Annotated in this window: 17 protein-coding genes and 1 pseudogene; 6 read left to right on the top strand and 12 right to left on the bottom strand. The window is 45.7% G+C overall.

Annotated elements, in window-relative coordinates; genetic code table 11:
- Window positions 1-92: 92 nt before the first annotated feature.
- From AR383_RS17765 to AR383_RS17745, 6 genes and pseudogenes are all read right to left on the bottom strand, one after another.
- A pseudogene (locus AR383_RS17765) lies at window positions 93-1,882 on the bottom strand (beta-galactosidase); the annotation flags it as partial.
- Window positions 1,882-3,090: a glycoside hydrolase family 53 protein gene (locus tag AR383_RS17760; RefSeq protein WP_055734342.1), complete on the bottom strand. Its 1,209-nt coding sequence runs from the start codon at window positions 3,088-3,090 to the stop codon at window positions 1,882-1,884. The pseudogene AR383_RS17765 and the gene AR383_RS17760, both read right to left, overlap by 1 nt.
- 17 nt (window positions 3,091-3,107) lie before the next feature.
- Window positions 3,108-3,950, bottom strand: coding sequence for a sugar ABC transporter permease (locus tag AR383_RS17755; protein ID WP_055734341.1), 843 nt, complete (start codon window positions 3,948-3,950; stop codon window positions 3,108-3,110).
- A gap of 4 nt (window positions 3,951-3,954) precedes the next feature.
- On the bottom strand, window positions 3,955-5,259 hold the full coding sequence (locus tag AR383_RS17750; RefSeq protein WP_269465141.1) for a sugar ABC transporter permease: 1,305 nt from the start codon (window positions 5,257-5,259) through the stop codon (window positions 3,955-3,957).
- An 85-nt stretch (window positions 5,260-5,344) separates the two neighbouring features.
- On the bottom strand, window positions 5,345-5,473 hold the full coding sequence (locus AR383_RS22490; RefSeq protein ID WP_257720928.1) for a hypothetical protein: 129 nt from the start codon (window positions 5,471-5,473) through the stop codon (window positions 5,345-5,347).
- Window positions 5,443-6,582, bottom strand: a complete 1,140-nt coding sequence (locus tag AR383_RS17745; protein ID WP_198150168.1) for an extracellular solute-binding protein — start codon at window positions 6,580-6,582, stop codon at window positions 5,443-5,445. Before AR383_RS17745 ends, AR383_RS22490 begins: the two co-directional genes overlap by 31 nt.
- A gap of 214 nt (window positions 6,583-6,796) precedes the next feature.
- Here AR383_RS17745 and AR383_RS17740 point away from each other — a divergent pair, with 214 nt between their 5' ends.
- From AR383_RS17740 to AR383_RS17725, 4 genes are all read left to right on the top strand, one after another.
- Window positions 6,797-7,900, top strand: coding sequence for an ABC transporter ATP-binding protein (locus AR383_RS17740; RefSeq protein WP_055734340.1), 1,104 nt, complete (start codon window positions 6,797-6,799; stop codon window positions 7,898-7,900).
- Between the two features lie 79 nt (window positions 7,901-7,979).
- Window positions 7,980-8,996 carry a LacI family DNA-binding transcriptional regulator gene (locus AR383_RS17735; RefSeq protein ID WP_055734339.1) on the top strand — a complete coding sequence of 339 codons (1,017 nt, stop codon included), beginning with the start codon at window positions 7,980-7,982 and terminating at the stop codon, window positions 8,994-8,996.
- Window positions 8,997-9,237: 241 nt separating this feature from the next.
- Complete coding sequence (locus tag AR383_RS17730) at window positions 9,238-10,236, top strand: glycoside hydrolase family 53 protein (protein WP_055734338.1); 999 nt, start codon at window positions 9,238-9,240, stop codon at window positions 10,234-10,236.
- Window positions 10,237-10,486: 250 nt separating this feature from the next.
- Window positions 10,487-10,759 (top strand): oxidative damage protection protein, encoded by a 273-nt coding sequence (locus tag AR383_RS17725; protein ID WP_055734337.1) that lies wholly within the window; start codon window positions 10,487-10,489, stop codon window positions 10,757-10,759.
- Between the two features lie 440 nt (window positions 10,760-11,199).
- On the opposite strand, the gene AR383_RS17720 is transcribed toward AR383_RS17725, so the two are convergent.
- Window positions 11,200-11,808 (bottom strand): hypothetical protein, encoded by a 609-nt coding sequence (locus tag AR383_RS17720; protein ID WP_055734336.1) that lies wholly within the window; start codon window positions 11,806-11,808, stop codon window positions 11,200-11,202.
- 962 nt (window positions 11,809-12,770) lie between these two features.
- Between AR383_RS17720 and AR383_RS17715 the strand changes: the two genes are divergently transcribed.
- Both AR383_RS17715 and AR383_RS17710 read left to right on the top strand, forming a co-directional pair.
- Window positions 12,771-13,646 carry an AEC family transporter gene (locus AR383_RS17715; protein ID WP_232304763.1) on the top strand — a complete coding sequence of 292 codons (876 nt, stop codon included), beginning with the start codon at window positions 12,771-12,773 and terminating at the stop codon, window positions 13,644-13,646.
- A 104-nt stretch (window positions 13,647-13,750) separates the two neighbouring features.
- Window positions 13,751-15,700 (top strand): methyl-accepting chemotaxis protein, encoded by a 1,950-nt coding sequence (locus AR383_RS17710; RefSeq protein ID WP_055734334.1) that lies wholly within the window; start codon window positions 13,751-13,753, stop codon window positions 15,698-15,700.
- Window positions 15,701-15,780: 80 nt separating this feature from the next.
- Here the strand turns inward: AR383_RS17710 and AR383_RS17705 are convergent, their stop codons facing one another.
- The 5 genes from AR383_RS17705 to AR383_RS17685 form a co-directional block, all read right to left on the bottom strand.
- The gene (locus tag AR383_RS17705; protein ID WP_055734333.1) at window positions 15,781-16,245 is read right to left on the bottom strand and encodes a hypothetical protein; all 465 of its coding nucleotides are present in this window, start codon (window positions 16,243-16,245) and stop codon (window positions 15,781-15,783) included.
- A 102-nt stretch (window positions 16,246-16,347) separates the two neighbouring features.
- Window positions 16,348-16,854 carry a GNAT family N-acetyltransferase gene (locus AR383_RS17700; protein WP_055734332.1) on the bottom strand — a complete coding sequence of 169 codons (507 nt, stop codon included), beginning with the start codon at window positions 16,852-16,854 and terminating at the stop codon, window positions 16,348-16,350.
- Window positions 16,855-16,896: 42 nt separating this feature from the next.
- A complete protein-coding gene (locus AR383_RS17695; protein WP_055734331.1) occupies window positions 16,897-17,676 on the bottom strand; it encodes a carbon-nitrogen hydrolase family protein in 780 nt (259 codons plus the stop codon).
- 26 nt (window positions 17,677-17,702) lie between these two features.
- Complete coding sequence (locus tag AR383_RS17690) at window positions 17,703-17,999, bottom strand: putative quinol monooxygenase (RefSeq protein ID WP_335338360.1); 297 nt, start codon at window positions 17,997-17,999, stop codon at window positions 17,703-17,705.
- Between the two features lie 49 nt (window positions 18,000-18,048).
- Window positions 18,049-20,418 carry a fatty acid cis/trans isomerase gene (locus AR383_RS17685; RefSeq protein WP_055734330.1) on the bottom strand — a complete coding sequence of 790 codons (2,370 nt, stop codon included), beginning with the start codon at window positions 20,416-20,418 and terminating at the stop codon, window positions 18,049-18,051.
- Window positions 20,419-20,587 lie beyond the last annotated feature (169 nt).

Raw genomic sequence — 20,587 nt, 5'->3', positions numbered from 1 at the left:
AGGCCAGCAGGCAAGTCATCTACCCAGCGGCTAACGCCATGCTGTTCAACGATTTGCTGGTAGAACTGCTGGTTAAAATCAAGCTCGGTGCGAGCTGCTATGTAATAAGCGCAACCTTTGCCTACGCGGTTTTTAGTAAGCATTGGCTGGCCGCTGAACATATCAGAGCTGTAATGCGCCAAGGCTTCGGCGCCCTCTAAATGGATATGCTCCATCAGGTGTTTCGCCTGAAACTCGCCGCTAATGGCTAAGGGCGAGTTTTGGTCCATCACAAAAGACACCCGTTCGTGTTCATACAGTGAGTCGATTTCTTCTGCCCAAATACCCAAGGTGCGGCGCAGCGGACTGCCTTCGCCCCCAGGGAAGCCCCCAAGAAGCACAGATCTGACTCATCAACAATGCCGCTCCAATAGCTCACCACTAGTGTGCCGCCTTGTTCAACAAAGGCAGCTAAACGCTCGGCTACGCCGGGTTTAATCAGATAAAGCATGGGTGCAACCAGCACCTTGTAGGGGCTAAAGTCGCATAGCTGTTCGATAATGTCGCAGTTAATGCCCTGCTGCCAAAAGCCGCGGTAATGGTCACACACGGTTTGTTCGTATTGCAGCCCTTCATTACGTGGGCCAGATGCATCATCCATGGCCCAGCGACTTTCCCAATCAAAAATAATCGCCACTTCAGACTGGGTGTGAGTACCGGCTAATTGGTTAATTTGTTGCAAATACTTACCTACGGCGCTGACTTCACGACCAACACGCGTATTCACATGGCCAACGTGATCCACCACCGCGCCATGAAACTTCTCTACCGAGCCGCGGCTTTTGCGCCACTGGAAGTACTGTACCGAATCGGAACCATGTGCCACCGCTTGCAAGGATGACAACACATGCATACCATCTTTCTTCAACTTGGTAATCGGCTGCCAATTAGTTTGGCTAGGCGTCGACTCCATCAATAAGAAAGGCTGCTGCTTCAACGTTCTCATTAAGTCGTGGTACATCGCAATGTAACAAGCGGTGGCCACATCATCTTCACCATGCCACAGCGGATAGCTGTCCCAGGAGATCACGTCTATCGCCTTGGCTAACTCCCAGTAGTTGTAGTCGTAAAAATACTCCATAAAGTTAGCGGTGGTGGGCAGCGCTGGATTAAGCTCTTTCAGCGGAGCAATTTCATGGCGACAGAAGTCACTGACTCGCTCGGTGCAGAAACGCTTCCAATCTAACTTAAGCCCGTGCACTGAGTTCTCCCCAATCGGCGAAGGCGACTCAATTTGTGCCCAATCGCTGTAGTTGTGGCTCCAGAAGGTAGTCCACCACTGTTTATTTAAGGCCTCTAAAGAGCCGTATTTCTCTTTTAGCCAGCCGCGAAAAGCGTCTTGGCAGTAGTCACAGTGGCAGTCACCACCATATTCGTTAGAGATATGCCAGCCAATCACCGCGGGATGCTGGCTATAACGCTCGGCCAGCTTGCGATTGATAATGGCAACTTTCTCTCGGTAGTTAGGCGAGCTATAACAATGATTATGGCGCTCACCATGGAACTGCTTAACTCGCTCGCTATTGACCCGCAATACATCAGGATAGCGCTGCGATAACCAAGCAGGGCGAGCCCCACTTGGGGTAGCCAAGAATACATTAATGTTATTGTTGGCTAATCGGTCTAATACACTGTCCAACCAGTCAAACTGAAACTCGCCCTCGCTAGGCTCTAACATGGCCCAGCTGAAGATCCCCACCGACATCACATTGCTGTGGGTTTGCTTCATTAGTTCGATGTCTTTTTCAAGAATATCGGGTCTATCCAACCATTGTTCAGGGTTATAGTCAGCCCCGTGCAATAGTCCATTTACCTTAGGCAAAATGCCTTGTTTACTGCTCATTACTGTCCCTTAAATACTTCTAGTGAGGGTAAGGCATTGCCTTCAAAATCAAATAGCGCTTGGTTCTCCCAAGAGTTGCCCATATCCCACTTATCACCGCTGTATTCCATACCCGCTTCGGTGGACCAAGTAGCGCCATCAATGGGTAACCATGCTGGCTCCCAGTAGTAAATGCCTAAACCTTGTTGATTAGGTAGTTCGTTAAGTAAGGTCATGATATCGGCGAGGTATTGGGCTTGGCCGTTGACCGAAATTTCATAACCCTCGATGGGCGTGGTTTCAGAGTAGGCATTACCTAAAGCATCACCATTTTCATTGGTGAAAGGGAAAGAGGTTTCCACCAAGACAATTGGCTTGTTATAGCGCGCTATAACATCTTCCATGTTGGCTTTTACTTTATCCATGGGGCCGTGCCACCATGGGTAGTAAGACATGCCAATTACATCGTAATCGACATTCTGTTTAGTGATTTCATCAAACCACCAGCGGAACAAACCGTTGTCACCGGCTTCGGCCAAGTGCAGCATAATCTGAATATCTTTACCGCTGTCGTTATCGTGAACCGCTTGGATACCGGCTTTTAGCAGCAAACCGAGGCGGTCAAACTCTTTACCGTCTTGGCCCCAGCTTTTTCCATCTGGCCATAACATGCCGCCATTTAGCTCGTTACCCACTTGCACCATGTCTGGTACGACTCCAGCGGCCTTATGCGCTTGCATCACTTCAGCGGTATAGTCGTAAACCTTTTGAGTGAGGTTCTCAAAGGTAAGTAGATCCCACTCTTTCGGTTTTTGCTGCTTCTTAGGATCGGCCCAAAAGTCACTGTAATGGATATCTAATAGGAAGCTCATGCCATTTTCTTGAGCACGTTTACCCAGCTCAATTGACTTGGCTAAATCGCTGTTACCGCCACCAAATGCATCGCCGTTGGCTGCGGCTGGATCCACCCATAAACGAGCACGAACCGAGTTAACGCCGTTATCTTTTAGAATTTTTAATAGGTCTTGCTCACTACCTGCTTGGTAGTACTTGCCGCCAAGGTCTTCAATAACCGGCAACATTGAGATATCCATGCCGCGAATAAAGTCAGCGCGTAAGCTGGGGGCAACAATGGTGTAGTCTTCGTTGTTATTTAAGGTAGTAGCAGACTGACAGCCAGTAAGAGCCACAGCCGCAGCAATCACTGCAAGCTTAAATGTTGTTTTCATGTTGTTCCTTCCTTTGATTAGCCTTTGGTACTACCCGCGGTTAAGCCGGAGACAAAGTATTTCTGTAGTGATAAATAAAGCAGCGCAACCGGGATCGAAATCAGTACCGCGCCTGCCGCGTAGGTGGTGTAACTCGCGCCCATTTTTTCCACTACCAAGTTGTACAATCCGATTGGTAGTGTGTAGTTTTCGGGGCTACGTAAAATAGTGGTAGCAAGAATGAAATCGCCCAGTGGTCCGGTGAAAGAGAACAAGGCCACCACCGCAATAATGGGTTTAGAGATAGGTAAAATAATCTCTAAAAAGATCCGAATATTGCTGGCACCGTCCATTTTTGCTGATTCGTCTAAATCTTTTGGAATGGCATCTAAATAACCCTTCATCAGATAGGTATTCATTGGGATCATGCCGCCCACGTACACCAAGACTAAAGCCAAGTGACTATTAATTAAGCCCAGCATCTGCGCCAAGACAAAGATCGCAATCAAGGCCGAAAACTGCGGGATCATCTGCAATAACAAAAACAGCATCAAACCATTTTTTCTGCCTTTAAAACGAAACCGTGAAAAGGCATACGAGGTACAAGACACACTGATTAGCGTTAACACCATGGTGAGAAAGCTAATTTTTAGGCTATTCCAAAACCAAGTTAGATAAGCCACTCGGTCATTGGCAAACAGCGTCGCGTAATGGCTCAAGGTCGGATTCTCGGGGAAAATAGACTCCCCCATAATGCTATTGCCTGGGTAAAAAGACGCGCCTACCGTCCATACCAAGGGGTAAATAATAATCACCGCTACCAGCGCAATTAGCGCATAACTTAGGCTTAGGCGAATACGATTACTGCGTTTAATACTCATATTCTTAGCGCGCCTCTTCTTTAAATGACTTAGTCATACGGAACTGCCATAGAGCGATGCCCACTACCACAATGGACAACAGCAAGGTGATGGCCGAAGCAATACCGTACTGTGATGACGACATGGTGAGTTTGTAGATCCACGACACCAAAATATCGGTACCGCCGGCATTGCTACCGATCACCGCTGGCCCACCATTGTTAAACAGATAAATGATGTTGAAGTTATTAAAGTTGAAGGTGTATTGGGTAATCAAAATCGGAGCGATGGAATACAATACCAAAGGCAGCGTAATGGTTTTAAGCTGCTGGAACTTACTGGCGCCATCCATGGTGGCCGCTTCGTAAAGATCGTTGGGAATGGCTTGCAGCACCCCGGTGGTCATGGCAAACACAAAGGGAAAGCCCAACCAAGTCTGAATCATAATTAAGGCGACTTTGGTCCAGAAGGGATCGGTTAACCAAGCTTTGGGCTCGATACCAAAGAAGTCCAAAATGACATTGTTAATCACCCCGAAGCTGTCGTTAAACATGCCGGTAAAGATCAGAATGGTCACGAAGCCAGGTACCGCCCAAGGTAAAATAAAGATGGTGCGGATCAGAGACTTGCCTTTTAAGTCTTTCTGGTTAACTAAAATCGCTAACAATACGCCCACAGTACATTGCAAGGTTGAGGCCAATAAAGTCCATACCACGGTCCACTGCAATACATCAAAGAAGGTATTACGCCATAGGTTAACTTGGAAAATATTGAAGAAGTTTTTAAGACCCACCCAGTCCACCAATTTGGCTGGCGGAGAGTTATATAAGTTGTAATTGGTAAAGCCAATGGCAAAACCAAAGATGATGGGAAATACCACCACAAACACTAGCAAAATGAATCCGGGGCTAATCATTAAATAGGGGAAGCCGGCATTAATCACGTTGCGATACTGTACCCGTAAGGAATTAAGCTCTCGGCCTTCATCCAACAATTTGCCGTTTTTATAGGCGTCGTTAATGCTTAATGCATAAATAACCAAGCCAAACAGCATTACTAGCCCTGCAATAATGCCTTCAGCTAATAGGAACACCGAATTATCTTCAGGAAGAGTCTCGCCTAAAGTAGTGAGCCCCCACATACCGTGAGCAATAAAATCACGGCTCACTCCGTAGAAACTGACAAGCAAAACCAGAAAAATCACGCCTTTGACAAACTGCCGGTTATAAAACTGGCCAAAGCCGGGGATAAACGCAAGCACACTGGCGGTCACACGGTGTGAACGATATAAGCCGCTATCTTGCTCTAGGCGTTTAGTCATGTCAGACATCTTTTAAAACTCCATTTTGGAAAACATTCAGTGGGATACCAGCCACTTAATGCTAGTATCACTCACCGAACTTACTGCTACACGCCTATAAACCCATCATTGCGTGGTTTGCTTCAATTTGCATGTTGATGCTTTCTACTGCTGCATCTAAGGCACCTTTAGCGTCTTGCTTATCGGTAGCAATTAACTGCAGCGCACTGTTGGCAGGGCCCATACTTCGTTCATTTCTGGGATCGAAGGCATAGAGGTAGCGTGTACCGATTGCAAAGCAACGGCGCGTGCACCAGGGTCATTCTTAATCACAGGGTCATTCACCAAAGCAGCTACCGCAGGTACTTCACCAGTCAATTCAAAGCGACGCTTAGCGTTATCGAAGTTGTTAATAAACTCGATAAACTGCTGTGCTAGCTCTTTGTTTTTAGAGAAGGTAGAGATACTGTAACTTTTCACCCCCATGAACGAGCCCATTGGCTCACCCGAAGGCAACTTAGGCAGAGGAGCCACGCCATAGTTCACGCCAGCTTCTTTATAAGGCTGTAAGGCCCAAGGCCCAGTTTGTACAATCGCTGCTTTGTTGGCGGTAAATAATGAATCAATAGCGTTTAAGCCGTTGTTACCAATAATACCGGTGGGGAAAGCGCCCGATGTGTAAAACTTTTGAATGAACTTAGCGCCTTCAACCGCGCCATCGGTGTTCAATAACACCTTGTTTGGGTTGTAAGAGCCGTCGTCGTTTTTCGCAAATACGTCGCCGCCCATGCCTTTTAAGATGCCGTAGCTGTAGTAAATTTCATCCCACTTAGCGAGCAGGCCATATTTATCTTGCTCACGGAATTTCAAAGACAAGTCATAAATTTCATCTAAGGTTTCTGGCAATTCATCAATAAGGTCTTTGTTGTAAACCATAAACACCGTTTCAACGGATTTAGGTAAACCGTATAAGGTGCCATTGTAGGTTAAGGCATCAATTGACGATTGGCTGAAACTATCCACAACCGCCGCTTCTGAATGAATGGGGGCCAGCAAACCTTGAATCACCGCACCGCCAATTTGATCGTGTGGAATCAAAATAACATCAGGTCCGGTGCCAGCAGGGCCATCCATGCGTAACGATTCAACTTGCCCGCCATAAGGCATTTCTAATACTTCTACTTTCACATCATGCTGTTTTTCAAACGCGGCAACCGCTTCTTCATTCCCGAAAGACTTCTGAATATCTTCCCAAACCAGCAAAGATTGTTGTGCCAATGCCATTGGTGAACACACTAATGCCATCGCTGCAGAAATTGCACTGATATTTTTACTAAATTTATTGATTCCCATAAAATTTCACGCCTTGTGTTTTTGGTAAAAATAAAATTTGTGGTGCAAATATGCGCTGATATGTTATTTTTTCCATAGAACTTAATCATTGATGTGATTTACATCACTAAAAACGATTAGCACTGTGACAGAAGAAACATACGGTAAATAAAATTTACTAAATATAAATGAGACATGTCACACTATTTTTACTTTTTTATCATAAGGAAATTCGATGTCTTCTATTCAGCTAGCTAATATCGTCAAGCGCTTTGACGATACCCAAACCATTCATGACGTTAACTTGTCTATTGAAGAAGGTGAGTTTGTGGTGTTTGTTGGCCCGTCTGGTTGTGGCAAATCCACTCTGCTAAGAATGATTGCCGGCCTTGAGGAAATCAGCGGTGGAGATATTTCTATCGCTGGCAAAGTGGTTAACGATACCCCACCTTCAGAGCGTGGCGTTGCCATGGTATTTCAATCCTATGCCCTTTACCCGCACATGACTGTGGCAGAAAACATGAGCTATTCACTTAAAGTGAACAAAGTCCCGCAAGAAGAACGCGAAAAGAAAATAGCCTTAGTGGGTAAAGCCCTGCAATTAGAGCACTTGCTTGACCGTAAACCGGCGCAATTGTCAGGCGGGCAACGTCAGCGGGTCGCCATTGGCCGCGCGATTGTGCGCGACCCTAAAGTATTCTTATTTGATGAACCGCTTTCTAACCTTGATGCAGAGCTGCGTGTAGACATGCGTTTGCATATCGCCAAGCTGCACCAAGAACTTAAATCAACCATGATTTACGTGACTCACGACCAAGTAGAAGCGATGACGCTGGCCGATAAAATTGTGGTACTAAGAGATGGACGGATTGAGCAAGTGGGTTCTCCGATGGAGCTATACCATCAACCTAAAAACAAGTTTGTGGCGGGCTTTATCGGCTCCCCTAAAATGAACTTCTTGCCATGTAGCGTAAGTGCTTGGGATGAAGTGAGCCTAACGGTCAAGCTGGAATCGGGCCACCAAATGACGCTGCCAATTCAAGTTCGCCAACAGGCGGTAGGTGAGCAGCTCACGCTGGGTGTGCGCCCTGAACATCTCGCTACCGAGACCAATAGTTTAGTGTTGGATTTCCAATGTGAAGTAGTAGAACGTCTCGGCGGAATGACTTATGTTTTTGGTCAGTGCCATAGCATTGACAATTTTAAGTACCTCAATCACGGCGATACCGAAGTACAACCGGGGCAGTCAATTTCTCTATACACCAGTGCCGAGCAATTGCAGATATTTGATCCCAAAGGAGATGCGCTTTCATTTACTTCGGTAAACTTAAGCCATTAAAATAGCAGGGCTAAAGAGAAATAACCCTCTTTAGCCATCGTCAATCACTTCTTAACGATGACTTAACAGTAGGTACACCTTGGCCACACTTAAAGATATAGCACGACACGCGAACATTTCGACTTCGACCATTTCGAGGTTTCTTAATGAAGATCCGACTTTAAGCATCAGTGAGCACAAAAAGAAGGCCATTCTTGAAGCCGTGGAAGCACTGGCTTATCAATCGCCGAAACGTAGCAAAAAGCAATTTACTCAGGCGAAAGTAGCCGAGCCAAGGCCAAACGAAACCTCACTAGAGCGCCAAGAGCTAGTCATCGTTAACTTTTTAACCCCCACTCAAGAGATTGACGACCCCTATTTCACCTCGATTCGCGCTGGCATCCAAAACCGCAGTTTACAGAAAAACATCAACTTACAGGTGCTTCACCTCGACCAAATAGACAGCAATTTAGAGTTAATTCGACAATCACCCGCAGTGGTAGCGGTAGGCCACTTCAGTGCCAAGGCCACCCATACCCTTTACAACACCAACCCCAAACTGATTTTTGTAGATACCAACCCACTTGGGGCCAAAACCGATGCGGTATTAATTGACCGCTTCGCCCTAGCCTACGACTTAATGCAGCATGTCGTGGCCAGCGGTTGCCAACGACCAGCCTTTATCGGCAACAATGAAGCCCGCTTGCATGCCTTTCAACAGGTCACCAAAGCCCATGGTTTATATCATGACGAGTTGTGTAAAGTGAGCAAAGAGTATTGTATTGAATCGGGCTATCTTGCCACTAAAGAGATGCTACAGCTACCGACTTTACCCGACGTGGTTTATGCCGCCACAGACATGGTGGCGATCGGTGTTTATCGTGCCATTTATGAGCATGGTTTATCGATACCAGACGACATTCAAGTGATAGGTACCAACGATATCGCCTCGGCTCGCCACATGAGCCCTAGCCTCACCACCATGCGTTTATTTCCTTTTGAAATGGGTGAAGCGGCCATCGATATGTTTATTGAAAAACTGGAAGGCAGAAAACACACTAAAACCACTTATTTTGGGCATGAATTTATTTGGCGAGATAGTTTCAAGAAAAACTAACGTGGCCCCGAGCCACTGACGTCCCCTGATAATAGTAATTCAGCTTGAATAATAAGCGCGATCAGCCCAACGCTTTAACAGTAAATTTACCAAGCCAAAACTTTAAAGCATCACAAATCACAAAATTTAAACATATCAACTCGATTATTTTTGATACTCCCCTGCGACACCAAAACCCGCTGTTATATGTTCTTGCAGGCAACATGGGAATGTTGTTAACACATTATTAAGGGATAAATACATGAAAAAAATAATCAATAGCTTGCTGCTACTGCTCAGCTTGACTTTTAGCTATCACTCAATGGCCTTGGTTAAGGGAGCAGATATCAGTTGGATAACCCAGATGGAAGACAGTGGTTATGAGTTTTATAACGATTGGGGTTACCGCCAAGACGTACTGTCGATACTACGTGACCACGGCATGAGTGCGGTACGCTTAAGAGTATGGGTAAACCCCAGCGATGGCTACTACAGCTCCATTGATGACGTGATCATTAAAGCTCAGTGGGCTAAAGCGGCCAACATGGATGTGATGATTGACTTTCATTACAGCGATACTTGGGCAGATCCGGGGAATCAGTGGAAACCTAGCGCTTGGTCCTCACTCAGCTTCGAACAATTGATGGGGGAAGTATGGTCTTATACTAAAACCTCGCTCGAGGCGCTACGTAATGCAGGCATCACGCCTAAATGGATCCAAGTGGGTAATGAAACCAATAACGGAATGTTATGGTATGAGGGCATGGCATCCAATAATATGCGTAATTATGCATGGTTATTTAATAGCGGGCGTAATGCCGCAAAAGAAGTCTTTCCCGATGCCAAAGTGATTGTTCACTTAGCCAATTGCCATGACAACGCCAATTTCCGCTGGATTTTCGACGGCCTGCAAGCGAACGACGCTTGGTGGGATGTGATAGGCGCTTCATCCTACCCCACCAATGCGGCTGGACTGAGCTGGCAACAAGCCAACAGTCAGTGTTTAGCCAATTTAAATGACATGGTTGACCGCTACGGTAGCGAAGTAATGATCAGTGAAATTGGGGTGCCTTGGGACCATCCAGAAGCCAAAACGATTGTTGCCGACATGATCTCTAAACTACGCCAAGTAAACCAAAATAAAGGACTAGGTATATTTTATTGGGAACCACAAGCATATAGCTGGCAAGGCTACACCCTAGGAGCTTGGAACCCATACACTATGCAACCCACAACAACCCTTGATGCTTTCTTAGAATAAACGCTGAATTAAGTCACTGAGCGCCATCTTTACCATGACTTCTGCAGTCACTTAAGAGTGACAACTGAAGGATAAAAGCTGGCGCCAGATTGACAAGTCGTGGAACCCAAACAACAACTTTGGTATAACAAGCAACACGCACCTAAGGTGGGTTTGGCTGTCATCGTTAAAAATCAATGAAAATAGCTTTGCCTCTACCTTTACTTACCGTCACTGCACGCTATGAGTGAGCACGCAATAAGGGATCAATATGGCTAGAACAGTATTTTGCCAGCGTTTGAAAAAAGAAGCCGAAGGGTTGGATTTCCAGCTGATACCAGGAGAAGTTGGCAAACGCGTTTTTGACAACATCAGTAAAGAAGCTTGGGCGGAATGGCAGAAAAAACAAACCATGTTCATCAATGAAAAGAAATTAAACCTGATGAACCAAGAAGACCGAGAACTACTGCAAGCCGAAATGGTGAAATACCTATTTGAAGACGGCGAGGTTGATATCGAAGGTTACACACCTCCTTCCAAGTAAGCCCGCGCATCGAGTTAACAGGGCCCTCGCTCTGTTAACCCTTTTTTGCCAGTTGCGGTATTACTCGCCTAGCTCATTAGCCTTATTTAGCTCCTAAAGATGGCTATACCTAACAAATACCACTTGATATCAAACAGTTAACAAAGTTCATACCTATTATCACTGCCAAATCTGACAACGTGCTAAAACAGAGTAATAGTGTGTCATACTAACTCTTAAACTAGCACACACCTTTACTTAGCTGGCTAAAACGTCTTTGGACAAAAGTGTGTTAGTGGCAAAAGCACTATTTGGTAACGTTCGAATTAAGATCTGTAGAGGTAACGCTGAGCTAAGTGGCTGCCAACGCCTAGATTACTCAATGCATTGCACCTTAACCACATAACCCACTGAAACTAAAAATGCCACGCGTTGGCAGTCCACTTGAGCGACTTGTTAGCTTATACAGTGTGATGCTGCAATTCATTTTCAAGAACAGCTAAAAAGTCTCTATATTTTTCAAATGACATGTTTAAATAATTAGCTGTTAACTCAATACATGCTACATCGTCTAATTCGGTAATTTTTGCTCCATTTTTTTCAGCGAAATGTTTAGCTGATAAATGCTTCTGTTGAGACTCATCAATCTCTCCTCCACAATGAGCGATAACGTTTCTGACGAAAGATATCTGAGTTAAAGTTTGCCATTCTGGTTTACTAAATACGGGCTTTATTTTTAATTGATCTTGACTCAAAAAATCTTTTGCTCTTCCTATGCCAAAACCATTAAAGTCGTTTAGTTTTTTTAAGTTTTCAACCTGCCCCTGTAGTGAAAAACAAAGTAAATTTAGAGATTTTTCAAAATGAGAATGAACGATAAGGAATAGTGATGCATTCTCAATCGGCATGAAAGTGTCCTCTAAAAATTTTTGTGATGCATCATTAATACGAGCTTTAGAAAATTCAGTGTGCATAAAATCTCGATACATTTCGAATCTACATAATTCTTCTCGAACCAACTTTATCCATAATAAAAATACAGTATTAATTTTATTTTCTGAATTGTTCAATTTTACTCCTAGAAGCTAACAGTTTATTAAGAGGAAAAATTCCTTGTTTAAACAAGGAAACTTTCCTCTTATCATACATTTAATAAAACCCAGATTATCACCTTTTCTGAGTATATCAGCCACCTAGCACCAAAAGTGACAAAAAAATCAGCATAAAAGTATGCAAGCCTTTGTGGAAAGTAGGAAACGCAAGAAAACTGTATATAAAAACAGTACCATATCCACAAAAGTAGAAATATTAAGGGTACATAGGCTTAATAAGAGTAGCTTTGAGGGAGCTGTAACAAATTAAGTGAAAAAACGTTTCACCCTCGCTAGCCAAGATTGTGCTTTTAAATCCCATCATCTTCGCCGAGTAGCGCAAGTGGACAAGGGATTAAGTTGAAGTCTGTTTGAGCGTAGCGAGTTACTTCAACGCCCTTGGGAATGCGCAACGCAGGATCTAAGAAGATGCAGGGTGGCCTTTCTTTTGTATACTTTTCTTTGGCCAGCAAAGAAAAGTATATCGCCGTCAGGGCGAAACCCTTACTAACAACTCGATACAAAACAAAATGATAAAACGAGACTAACAGCCCTCCTAAACTAAAAATGCAAACACACTTTGGGGCAAAAACGTTTCACACCCTCGAAAGCCTAGGTTGCGCTTTCAATCCCATCATCTTCGCCGAGTAGCGCAAATGAACAAGGAATTAAAGTTGAAGTCTGTTTGAGCGCAGCGAGTTACTTCAACGCCCTTGTGAGTGCGCAACGCAGGATCTAAGAAGATGCAGGGCGAGCTTTCTTTTTGCTTCGTTTTTCTTTGCTCGTCAAAGAAAAATGACGTCGCCATAGGCGAAAGCTTTTATCCCGTTACTAACACTCAGTAAGAGACTTTATTACCTTCCACTGTTAAAGCCTGATCACCTTAAACGCTTTCTGTTATGCTAGGTTGTTGAGCAATTTATGGACGACTTATCGGTGGCTTGGACAATCCTCAGTATTATTGCCCCTTGGTATTGATTGTAATGCTGGGGCTGCTTTATGGCCGCAAACATCGGCCTGATATTAGCGCGGCCAATCGCATGAACATGGATATTTTTTGTCCCGCGTTGATCTTTTCCGTACTGGCTAATAACCACCTCGAATTTACCCACTATAGCCAACTGTTTATCGCTGCCATTTGGGTGGTACTAGGCTCGGGTTTACTGCTACTGCCCTTAGTGAAACTTTATCGGCTTAACGCCCGCACTTTTTTGCCGCCAATGATGTTTAATAATGCGGGAAACCTTGGTTTACCTTTGATTATTCTGGCCTTTGGTGAAAGCGCGATGCCGATTGCGGTGATCCTATTTATGGTGGAAATGGTGCTGCACTTTTCCGTGGGTTTATACTTCATCGACCCCAAAGCCAAAATTCACACTAGTCTGCGTATTCCGGTTATTGTCGCCGCAATTTTGGGGCTCTTATGGGGAGGCTTGACACTACCCTTACCACAACTACTGGCTACGCCCATCGACATGCTGGGACAAATTTCAGTGCCGCTGATGCTATTTACACTTGGGGTACGCTTAATCGATGTTAACCTAAAAGATTGGAAAGTGGGCTTAATTGGCGCAATAGCCTGCCCGCTTAGCGGCTTAGTTTGTGCCGCCATGGCAATTTGGTTGTTACCGCTCCCCCCCACTCAGCAAGCCTGTTTGATCTTATTTGCGGCTCTGCCACCCGCCGTTTTAAATTTTATTATTGCCGAACAATATCAACTCGAACCCCAGCGCGTTGCCTCAATCGTGATGCTGGGAAATATAGCTAGCCTGCTATTCATTCCCTTAGCTTTAGTTTGGGTTTTACCTTCAAGTTAAATAACGAAAGCACAGCAATTACTACTAATAATACTGCGCTTTTATAGTAAACCACGCGAAGTCCACTATATTTACCTATAGTAAACAGACTGATGGATTAGAAAATGAAAATAAGAACAAAATTTCTATTGTTACTACTCGCCGGGGTCATCTTACCGGTACTGATCGTTTCAATTATTACCATCTTAAATGTGAGAGAAAACGCCAAACTAAACTTTGAACATCGCAGTCATGCAGAGTTGGGCCACATCGACACCACCTTCTCGATATATTTAAATGGCTTAGCCGAAGATGCCCGTTTCTTGGCTAATGCATCGGCTATCAAACAGCTCGATCACTCTGTAACAACCTATATAGATAAACCCAGCCAAATGATGCGTACCGACAGCATTGGCGGAGTTGAACAGCAGGCCTTTGAATTAATGAGCCAATTTGGCGAAGCTCGGCCAGATCTAGCCTATGTGTACTTGGGCATGGACCATGGCGGCTACATTCAGTGGCCGCTGAGTAACAACGCAGCCAACTATGATCCGCGCAAACGCCCTTGGTATCCGCAGTCCATCGATGCTCGCTCGCCAGTGCGGATCGCCGCTTATCAAGACATTAATACCAAGGCTCCGCTCCTCGATTACTTAATGCGTTTTGAAGGACAAAATGGTGCCTATGGTACCGTTGGTGTAGACGTGACCCTAAGCAAGCTGACCGAGCTGATTAAGAAGGTAAAATTTGGTCAGCAGGGCTACGTCATCATGATTGAGGATACCGGCAATATTCTGGCCGACCCCTCTAATGAAGATAATCTATTTAAGGCCTTGAGCGATGTAGGCTCTTATCAAGAGGTGAACAATGCGTCCACCGGACTCCATCAAATTGAAATGAATGGCCAAACTTGGTTAGCCAATGTGTATGTCTCTCCCGAGCTTAATTGGCGCTTTATCGGCTTTATGCCCACCGGCGAAGTGTATCAAGAGGCCAACTCTTTAATAACATTGATCTTGGGTGTTGCTGTAGTAATGGTCTTGCTATTCTTGGCCATCGGCTACACCTTAATGAATGTGATTACCAAACCGATGCTTACCATCACCGAAGGTTTAGAGAGTATCGCCTCTGGAGAGGGCGACCTCACCCAGCGGCTCAATATTCAAGCTAAAGACGAATCGGGGCAAATGGCCAGCGCCTTTAACCGTTTTGTTGAGTCCATCAATGTGTTAGTGGGGCGCATCAAAGACAATAGCCAGCAAGTAGACAAGTCCTCGATACACGCCAATGACTTATCTAGCAAAATGAAGCAAATTGCCGAGAGTCAACTGGCAGCGGTTGAACAAGTCTCAACAGCCTTCCACGAAATGGTGGCCACCTCTAACGAAGTGGCGTCTAACTGTAGTCAGGCGGCTTCCAGTGCCGATGACAGCCAACACCAAGTAGAAGAAGGCCACCAGTTAATTCAAGATACCGTACAGGCGGTTAGCCAACTAGAAGCCACTTTGAATGACTCGAATCAAGCCATGGACGCGTTGTCGCAACAGTCGGCCAATATTACGGTGATTCTCGATACCATTCGTGGCATCGCCGAACAAACCAATCTACTTGCCTTAAATGCGGCGATAGAAGCGGCTCGCGCGGGTGAACAGGGCCGTGGCTTTGCAGTAGTGGCTGATGAAGTGAGAACTCTAGCGGGGCGCACCGCTGAATCCACCGAAGAAATCGACAAGTTACTGACTAACCTACGCCAACAAACTGGCAATGTGGCACAAAAACTCTCTAGCAGCATCGAGCATTCAAGCACTACGGTTAACGCAACCCAGCAAACCAGCACGGTGTTTCAAGCTATCTTGCAATCGGTATTAACCATTCGTGATATGACCACCCAAATTGCCGCTTCGGCCGAAGAGCAGCATCTAGTGGCTGAGGAGATTAACCGCAATATTACCGATATACACGATGGCTCTAGCCAAGCTAATGAGGTATCACAACAATTAGAACTCAGCGCCAGCCAATTAAATGACTTAGCCTCTGGGTTACAAGCGATGGTTTCTCGTTTCAAAACTAACTAAGTCACAGTAAGCAAGTAGTCCAGTCAGTCAAGCGGACTGGATTACTTGCTCAATAGTGACGCTTCCGCATCCACTAAGGACTATTCAGACGCTGCCACAGAGCGAGTAATTCGCTTCAATTTAGCAAACCTTTTATAACCCAACAGCAAACAAGAACAGCTGAATAAGAAGGGAAGGAAAACGATGGCGGCAGTCAAATAACGAGGACGAGAATCTAATAAATTTATGTACAGCAAGCTGGCTGTAGCCACCACAAAAAAGCCGCTAAGCAAATACCAAAATGCCGCCACGGCCCGCATGCCTATAGTGTATTCAGGGTAATAGCGCACGCCCTTGGTTTGGTTAGTGTAAGCATAAGCAACAAAAACGCCGCTTTTAAGATCGGCCTCACCACTTAGCTCTAGAGAGTCACCTTGGCTAATTACCCACGGCTCCCCCACGACTAAACGAACTACTTTATTTTGCTTCTCGCTGTTTAGTTCAATAGTCACTTCGGTTCGAGAGATCGCTTGCAAGTGACTGACTACACCAGATATTTTTTCCATTAAATACTCTTAATTTTAACGATAGATACACCCAGATTATCGTGACGCTCGGCATTAATTAACCGTAGATTTTTGACTCAGCTTCGGCGGCTAAGCCTTCATCTACAGCAATTTATAAAAGTAAGCCGTGGCGTCTAGCTGGCCATTTGAGCTACGGGCAAACTGCGGAATTTGCCCCGCTTGTTGATAGCCAATAGCCTGATATAAGAATGAAGCAACATCTCCAACACGTGTATCTAGTACTAATAGGGACAAACCCATCTCGGCGGCGCAGCGCTCCATACTCGCCATAAGTAGTTTACTCAAGCCCTTGCCACGCTGGCGAGTGTTTACCATCAGCTTTTCTACTTCGCCGCGGTGGCTGGCATTGGCTTTGGTCGATAAAGACAACTGCACGCAACCCACCACTTGGTCTTGCTCAAGAGCAATAAACAACTTTCGGGTTCCGGCCTGAAGCTCGGCTTCGACACTTTGCCAATAAGCTGCCACCTCTTGCAGATTGGCTGGGCTTAAAAAACCTAAGGAAGCGCCGCTGTCAATGGCATCGGCCAACAGCGCATCTAGTTGCTGGGTCATGCTCGCAATGGACTGACATGGTTTAATTTCCATTGAGTTCTCCATTAACATAGGCTTATTTTGCAAGCTGGTGCTTTATGCCACAATGTCTTGGTTGATCCCAAGCAAGGCTTCCACTCGATTCTCAGGCTGCTCGCCAGTAAAGGTGACAAATAGTAGGCAAGGGCGGCTTGACTCAGAGCATCCGATTAACTCTCCAGCATGGTTCCAAATACTGTTATTGCCGCAGGTTGCCCAACCACCAGTCGTTGAAATGTGGTTACTTAGCAGTACGGAAAACTGCTGTTTGGCTGCTATTTCGGCCAATATCTTAGCATCATCGGCAAATCCAGCCTTAGATATTAAGGCACTCACTAAGTAGATATCGGCCCCCTTTTGACGAGCCCTAAGTGAGTGTTCAGAAGCGGCAAAGTCGGCGCAAATAGCCAGCGCAATGCGCCGTCCTTTTAAGCTAAACAAGTAATCTTGATGGCCCGGCGAACAATACTGTTGCTCACCCGGATGCAGATATTGTTTGGCATAGAACTCGACCCTGCCATCGGCAAAACAAATCACCGCACCAATCATCGGTTTAGCCCCAGCTTTGCTACGCAGCGGACAACCTACTATCAGCATGATCTTATGCTGTACCGCGGCGGCGGATAGCGCCGCAAAATTATCGGCCTGCGCAGCCACTGCCAATTGTTCTGCCATTTCCAGCTCATAACCGCTCAAAGAAAGCTCTGGAAAAACCACCAGATCGGCACCCTGTGATGCAGCTTGAGCAATGGCATTAAGGTGAATGGCTAAGTTTGCGCTCAGATCGCCTTTCACAACAGGGAGCTGAGCCAAGCTAATGGTGAGTGGCTTATTCAAGTATGTTCCTTATTTCGCAAAAGTCGCTAAGGCCAAAGGCTTAAGCGCCTATTCAACAATTTGATAATGGCGAGTGACATTTTGGCTAATTGCCCCCAAGGTGAAGCCTGCACTCGCTGCTGATGTTGCTCAAAAGCCGCCTTATCCACAAACTCTTCATACACATCGAAGCGCAGCGGATTACTAGGATTTGGCGTAACCAAAAAACACAAACAACCGGGCTCGGCGCGAGTTAACTGAGCATGACTTGGCAAAGCTGCTTTCACCCTTGGCAAGTCCTCTTCAGGCACTAGGATAAATCCCTTTAGGATCACTTTGCTCATGTCCACCCTAGGCGCTCAAGGGCGCCATATTATATTGATTAAGCTTAGCCTAGCGGTTTTCAAAACGGCTATAGTCAAGGATCCCTGAACTAATTGGCTCGGCTTGTAAATAGCGCTGATGTAAGCGGTCACTATACGGCCAGAAAGCCGCATTGGTGCGTCTAACCCCATAGTTTTGCATAAAGTCTCGGTAGTCACCTTCATTCTTCGCGTGTAGCAACTGTTGCTCCAACTGAGGCAAATCGGCTTGTTTGACTTGCCAGAATGCGCCGGGGTAAGCCCCCACTAAACCGGGCAGTAGCGATACATAGTCTTGATCCGGTAAACGGTTATTTTTCTCTAAAAACAAGCTCGATATATTGCTGTGAGCATTGTGTCGAAGCAAAGTGTAATAGCGCGATGTAGCCGTCTCTGGCTGGTCTACTTGTATGAAGGTCACCTGAGGTAATAATTTCACCGCCCCACCTTGCCAGGCCTCAATATGTTGAGCAAAACTCATTACTTCAGCGGGATCTTGCAGAGCATCTAATTCGTATTTGTGACTCAGTACCGGTGCCACTTTGTCATGCAGCATCGTATAAAACTGCGCTTTGGCTGGACGACCCGAGTCAAACTTAACCGCGCTTTTAAAGAAGGCTTCTTGCGGTTGTGACTCAACATATTCCACAATGTTTTTGTCTGCGCCCACGTACCAACTACGTAATTCATCGTAGCGTTCTTTTGCTGGTAAGAAGGCGGCAAAACTAAACTCACCCTCCATACGCAGAAAGTCCATATACATGCGGGTCACTAGTTGATGACCTAAGTTACCGTAGGGGTCAAAACCTGCCACCAACAAATAATGGATCCGCTCAAACAAGGGGTAATCAATAATCCAAGCGGTTTTAGGTTGGCGTCCCACCAAGCCTTTAACCACGCTGGCACTGTCAAAGTGACGGAAAATAGTTAAGGCAGCGTTATTATTTTCCCCATCACCGTCCCACAGCAAATCTAAATTAAGCTTGCCATCATCCTTATCTATCCAGTTTCTAACCAGATCAATCCTCGAGTAAAGGTATTTATGATAACGTTTCGAGTAATCTAACCAAGTACTGATGGGCAATACATTGCTTGCTTCAACCGAGGGCATTCTCATGTGTTCGCTTTGTTCGGCTAAAAACTGAGCTTGTATTTCATCATAGCCATTGTCGGGGTTGGTGAAAAATACCCAGAAATGATCTTGAATCACATTCAGCGCAACCTGCCCTCTACATACCGGGCCTTTCATAAAGCCCATAATAAAGGTTTCGGCATCATCCAATAAAAAACGGTAACGCCCGTTTAAAGGTAGCTCTTGGTAGGCAACAAAAGGGTTACCCGCCACCTTAGGCTCATAGCTAGGCAGACTGTCGACCTGAATGTCATCGGCTAAGAACCAGCGAGTCCAACGCTCTGCTCGTGCTTCGTCTAAGAGGTAAGGAATATGGGTTTTAACCACCACACTCTCGCGCTCTGGCGCTAAACGGTAATACACCCGCGCGACGCCTGGATCGTCGTAAGGCCTACGCGTGGCAATTTCATCAATTGGCTCTCCTGGAGGGGTACGCGAGCGAACCAACTTGAAAAAAGCAGGTCGAGTGTGGCTGTCTTCGGCAAAGTACAAGTGAGTAATATACAAATGCTCATAGATATAACGCGCCATCAATTGCTGCTTCAAGCTATCACCATTTAGGAAGGCTTCCCATTGCTCCACCTGAGCTTGCATTTGTTGGTGTAATTTCAAGCTATCAGCCATCGGCGCACCTTTGGCCAGCCAAGCGGTGAGCGTATCAAACTCTTCATCACTTAAGGGAGGCAAACCATAGGGCATGCCCCATTCTGGATGCGAAGCCTGTACTTTGGCATACCCTTCTATGCCCACACATTGCTGGGCTCGATCTAAAGAAAAGTCGTAAGCATTCGGGTCAAGAATCGCTTCACCGGTTTCACCATGAGTGCGTTTTTGTTGCAGGGCTTGGTACATTAGGCCGGCTTCTTGGTTGGCCTGTTCGGTTTGGATACGCTCATTCAACACCGGCTCAAAGCCCTTCTGCCGCCACATCTGGGTCGATTTTGCATCAGCATATAAACGGGTGGTGGGGTCGGCGGTCAAACGAGTAGCATTATAGACCCGCGCGGTGGTGACGCCTCGATCAATCCCCGCAGCCGAAGTTAACTTCAGTTGGCAAGGCGCGTCATAACAGGCATGACACATCACACAACGTTGATCGAGGATCGGTTTTACTTCATCGATAAATTCGGCAGCGGGAGGATAGTCTTCAGAATAGATACGGGTTTGCACACTGGCTTCACCAAAACGCTGGTCAAATTGATTGAGTAAAATGGTGGAACAGCCAGCCACAAACAGTAAAACCCAAAATACAGCAAAGCGTCTAAACATATCTCTTCCTTGAATATTTACAGCACAGGCTAGGCCGGCCTATTTCTGCGCAAGTATAACCGAACACTCACCAGCCAATCACCGTTAAACCAAAAATAAACGCTAAAAAACCACAAACAACTTGACACTCAAATGATAACAATTATCATTTGCATGTAGAGTTTAACCA

The organism is Agarivorans gilvus, assembly GCF_001420915.1.
Taxonomy (GTDB): Bacteria; Pseudomonadota; Gammaproteobacteria; order Enterobacterales; family Celerinatantimonadaceae; genus Agarivorans; species Agarivorans gilvus.
This window is presented reverse-complemented; position numbering and strand designations above follow the sequence as displayed.

What these genes read in the sequence shown, in the direction of transcription:
- AR383_RS17745 (WP_198150168.1), bottom strand. Translation starts at nt 6,582, where the DNA reads ATGGGAATCAATAAATTTAGTAAAAATATCAGTGCAATTTCTGCAGCG.
- AR383_RS17685 (WP_055734330.1), bottom strand. Translation starts at nt 20,418, where the DNA reads ATGTTTAGACGCTTTGCTGTATTTTGGGTTTTACTGTTTGTGGCTGGC.
- AR383_RS17740 (WP_055734340.1), top strand. Translation starts at nt 6,797, where the DNA reads ATGTCTTCTATTCAGCTAGCTAATATCGTCAAGCGCTTTGACGATACC.
- AR383_RS17710 (WP_055734334.1), top strand. Translation starts at nt 13,751, where the DNA reads ATGAAAATAAGAACAAAATTTCTATTGTTACTACTCGCCGGGGTCATC.
- AR383_RS17760 (WP_055734342.1), bottom strand. Translation starts at nt 3,090, where the DNA reads ATGAAAACAACATTTAAGCTTGCAGTGATTGCTGCGGCTGTGGCTCTT.
- AR383_RS17705 (WP_055734333.1), bottom strand. Translation starts at nt 16,245, where the DNA reads ATGGAAAAAATATCTGGTGTAGTCAGTCACTTGCAAGCGATCTCTCGA.
- AR383_RS17755 (WP_055734341.1), bottom strand. Translation starts at nt 3,950, where the DNA reads ATGAGTATTAAACGCAGTAATCGTATTCGCCTAAGCCTAAGTTATGCG.
- AR383_RS17750 (WP_269465141.1), bottom strand. Translation starts at nt 5,259, where the DNA reads ATGTCTGACATGACTAAACGCCTAGAGCAAGATAGCGGCTTATATCGT.
- AR383_RS22490 (WP_257720928.1), bottom strand. Translation starts at nt 5,473, where the DNA reads ATGGGCCCTGCCAACAGTGCGCTGCAGTTAATTGCTACCGATAAGCAA.
- AR383_RS17725 (WP_055734337.1), top strand. Translation starts at nt 10,487, where the DNA reads ATGGCTAGAACAGTATTTTGCCAGCGTTTGAAAAAAGAAGCCGAAGGG.
- AR383_RS17690 (WP_335338360.1), bottom strand. Translation starts at nt 17,999, where the DNA reads ATGAGCAAAGTGATCCTAAAGGGATTTATCCTAGTGCCTGAAGAGGAC.
- AR383_RS17700 (WP_055734332.1), bottom strand. Translation starts at nt 16,854, where the DNA reads ATGGAAATTAAACCATGTCAGTCCATTGCGAGCATGACCCAGCAACTA.
- AR383_RS17730 (WP_055734338.1), top strand. Translation starts at nt 9,238, where the DNA reads ATGAAAAAAATAATCAATAGCTTGCTGCTACTGCTCAGCTTGACTTTT.